A 2,944-nucleotide genomic window follows, 5' to 3' on the forward strand; every position below is an offset into this window, starting at 1 on the left:
CTGCTGGAGGGTGTGCATCGACTGTTGTTGCCGCAGGCCACGGCGCGTGGCCTGGACCTGCAGCTGGACATTGACGAACAGCTGGCACAGGCCCATGAGGTGGACGGCGTGCGCCTGCGCCAGATCGTGTTCAACCTGCTCAGCAATGCCATCAAGTTCACCGTGAAGGGCTCGGTGCGGCTGCAGCTGGAAGTGTTGGGGCCTACTGCCGAGGATGGCAGCCAGCCGCYGCGCCTGAGCGTCACCGACACCGGCATCGGCATCGCGCCGGAGCAGCTGCCGACCCTGTTCGAACCCTTCACCCAGGCCGGTGCGTACATCCAGCGCGACCATGGGGGCACCGGGCTGGGCCTGAGCATCTGCCGGCGCCTGGTGCAGAAGATGGACGGCGAACTGAAGCTGGAAAGCACGCTGGGCGAAGGAACGCGGGTTGACGTGCTGCTGTCGCTGGTGGAGGCGCGCAGCGAGGATGTGATCGCGCTGCAGGCCGAGCACCAGCAGATCGCGCTGCTGCCCCCTGATCTGCGCCAGGCACGGGTGATGATCATTGAAGACCATCCCACCAACCAGGCGATGATGGCCTGGCGCCTGCAGCAGCTGGGCGTGCCGCATGTGCTGGTTGATGACGGGCAGCAGGCATTGGACCGGCTGGCGGAGGAATCCTTCGATCTGGTCATCACCGACTGCCGCATGCCGGTGCTGGATGGATTTGGTTTCACCCGCCTGCTGCGCGAGCGCGAGGGGCGCAACGGCCAGCCGCGGATGCCGGTGTTGGCGCTGACCGCCAGCGTGCTTGACGATGACGCACGCCGCTGCCGCGAAGCCGGCATGGACGACGTGCTGGCCAAGCCATTGTCGCTGGCGACGCTGCGGCAAGCGCTGCTGCGCTGGTTGCCGCGCGCCGAGGGTGCTGAAGATGACCAGGCCGCGGTGGACAGCGACGATGAGCCCGAGGGCGACGAGGGGCTACCCGACCTGGCGACCCTGCAACGGCGCTTCGGTTCGCGCGAGATCGCCCGGCAGCTGCACGACAGCCTGGTCAAGGCCAGCAACGAGGACATCGCGGCCCTGCAGCGCGCGCTGCACGAAGGCGACCGGGTGACGGCCGCGCTGCACCTGCATCGGCAGGCCGGTGCGCTGGGGGCGGTGGGTGCACGCGGCCTGGCCGATCGCGCCAACGCGCTGGTGGAACGGTTGCAGGCCGCGGGCGATGCAGAGGTCGCATCGGCGGTTGCCGACGCCGGGCAGTTCGTGGCGCACCTGCAGCACCAGCTGCAGCGCCTGGCTCACTGAGCCGCGTGCTCCTGCAGGTAAGCGATCACCAGCGCGCGACGCTCGGCGCTCGGGAAGGCGTTGTACATGCGCGTGCCGGGTACCAGATGGGTGGGCGACTGCAGGAAGGTGTCCAGGGTCTGCGCACTCCAGACGAAGTCGGCGCGGCGCATGCCCTGCGAGTATGCGTAGTCGGGCAGGCTGCCCGCACGGCGGCCGATCACCCCATGCAGGTTGGGACCGAAGCGGTGGATGCCGCCGGCATTGACGGTATGGCAGCCCGCGCACAGTTCGAACGCGCGCTGCATCGCCTGCTGGCGCGCTTGTTCGGGCGTGCTGGGCGCAGCGGGYGGGCGCTGGCACGCACTGGCGACCAGGATCGTGGCAACAGCGGGAAGCAGACGAAGGGCACGCATGGGCGAGCAGGATAACGGGCGCACGCGCCGTGGGGCTGCGACCGGCCGTCGCAGCCCCATCGCCGGTCACATGCCGGAGTAGTTCGGGCCGCCGCCGCCCTGCGGGGTCACCCAGACGATGTTCTGGGTCGGATCCTTGATGTCGCAGGTCTTGCAGTGCACGCAGTTCTGCGCGTTGATCTGCAGCCGCGCATCGTTGCCGTCGCCGACGAATTCGTACACGCCCGCCGGGCAGTAGCGCGCTTCCGGACCGGCGTACTCGGCCAGGTTCACCTTCACCGGGATGCTCGCATCCTTCAGCGTCAGGTGGCTGGGCTGGTTCTCGTCGTGGTTGGTGCTGCTGAGGAACACCGAGCTGAGGCGGTCGAAGGTCAGCACGCCATCGGGCTTGGGATAGGCAATGCGCGTGTGCTTGGATGCCGGCTCCAGGCAGGCGTGGTCCGGGATGCTGTGGCGCAGGGTCCACGGCGGGTTGCGCACGCCCAGCTTCGGCAGCAGCCACTGCTCGATGCCGGTCATCAGCGTGGCCACGGTSYGGCCCTTCTTGAACCACTGCTTGAAGTTCTTGGACAGCTTCAGTTCGTCGTGCAGCCAGCTGGTTTCAAAGGCGGCCGGGTAGGCGSTGAGCTCATCSTGSYGGCGRTCGGCSACSAGCGCGTCGAASGCGGCWTCGGCGSMCAGCWTGCCGGWCTTGATSGCGGCGTGGCTGCCCTTGATGCGGCTGACGTTSAGGWAGCCGGCTTCGCAGCCAACCAGCGCGCCGCCCGGGAACACGGTCTTGGGCAGCGACATCAGGCCGCCCGCAGTGATCGCACGCGCGCCGTAGCCGATGCGGGTGCCGCCTTCCAGATGCTTGCGGATCGACGGATGGGTCTTGAAGCGCTGGAATTCCTCGAACGGGCTCAGCCAGGGGTTCTTGTAGTCCAGGCCGACCACGTAGCCGATGGCGACCTTGCCGCCGTCGGCGTGGTACAGGAASGMACCGCCGTAGGTRTCGGWATCCAGCGGCCAGCCGGCGGCGTGCACCACCAGGCCCGGCTCATGCTTGGCCGGGTCGATCTGCCACAGTTCCTTGATGCCGATGCCGTAGGCCTGCGGATCCTTGCCTTCGTCCAGCTTGAAACGGCTGATCAGCTGGCGGCCGAGGTGGCCGCGCGCGCCTTCGGCGAACACCGTGTACTTCGCATGCAGGGCCATGCCGCGCTCGAAGGCCGGACCGATCGTGCCGTCCTTTTCGATGCCCATGTCGCCGGTAG

3 protein-coding genes are annotated in these 2,944 nt (G+C 68.2%); 1 reads left to right on the forward strand and 2 read right to left on the reverse strand.

Annotation, left to right across the window (positions count from 1 at the left end; translation table 11 throughout):
• Positions 1-1,293, forward strand: a 1,293-nt coding sequence (locus tag AC1VAN_RS16900) for an ATP-binding protein (RefSeq protein WP_480986258.1), incomplete at its 5' end; no start/stop codon positions are given.
• On the opposite strand, the gene AC1VAN_RS16905 is transcribed toward AC1VAN_RS16900, so the two are convergent.
• Positions 1,287-1,688, reverse strand: coding sequence for a c-type cytochrome (locus AC1VAN_RS16905; protein WP_442251521.1), 402 nt, complete (start codon positions 1,686-1,688; stop codon positions 1,287-1,289). The two genes, AC1VAN_RS16900 and AC1VAN_RS16905, sit on opposite strands and share 7 nt — an antisense overlap.
• Before the next feature lie 66 nt (positions 1,689-1,754).
• Positions 1,755-2,944 (reverse strand): electron transfer flavoprotein-ubiquinone oxidoreductase (locus AC1VAN_RS16910; protein ID WP_480986259.1); only part of this gene is annotated, 1,190 nt, incomplete at its 5' end.

Source organism: Stenotrophomonas sp. 05L44_2 (assembly GCF_056665995.1).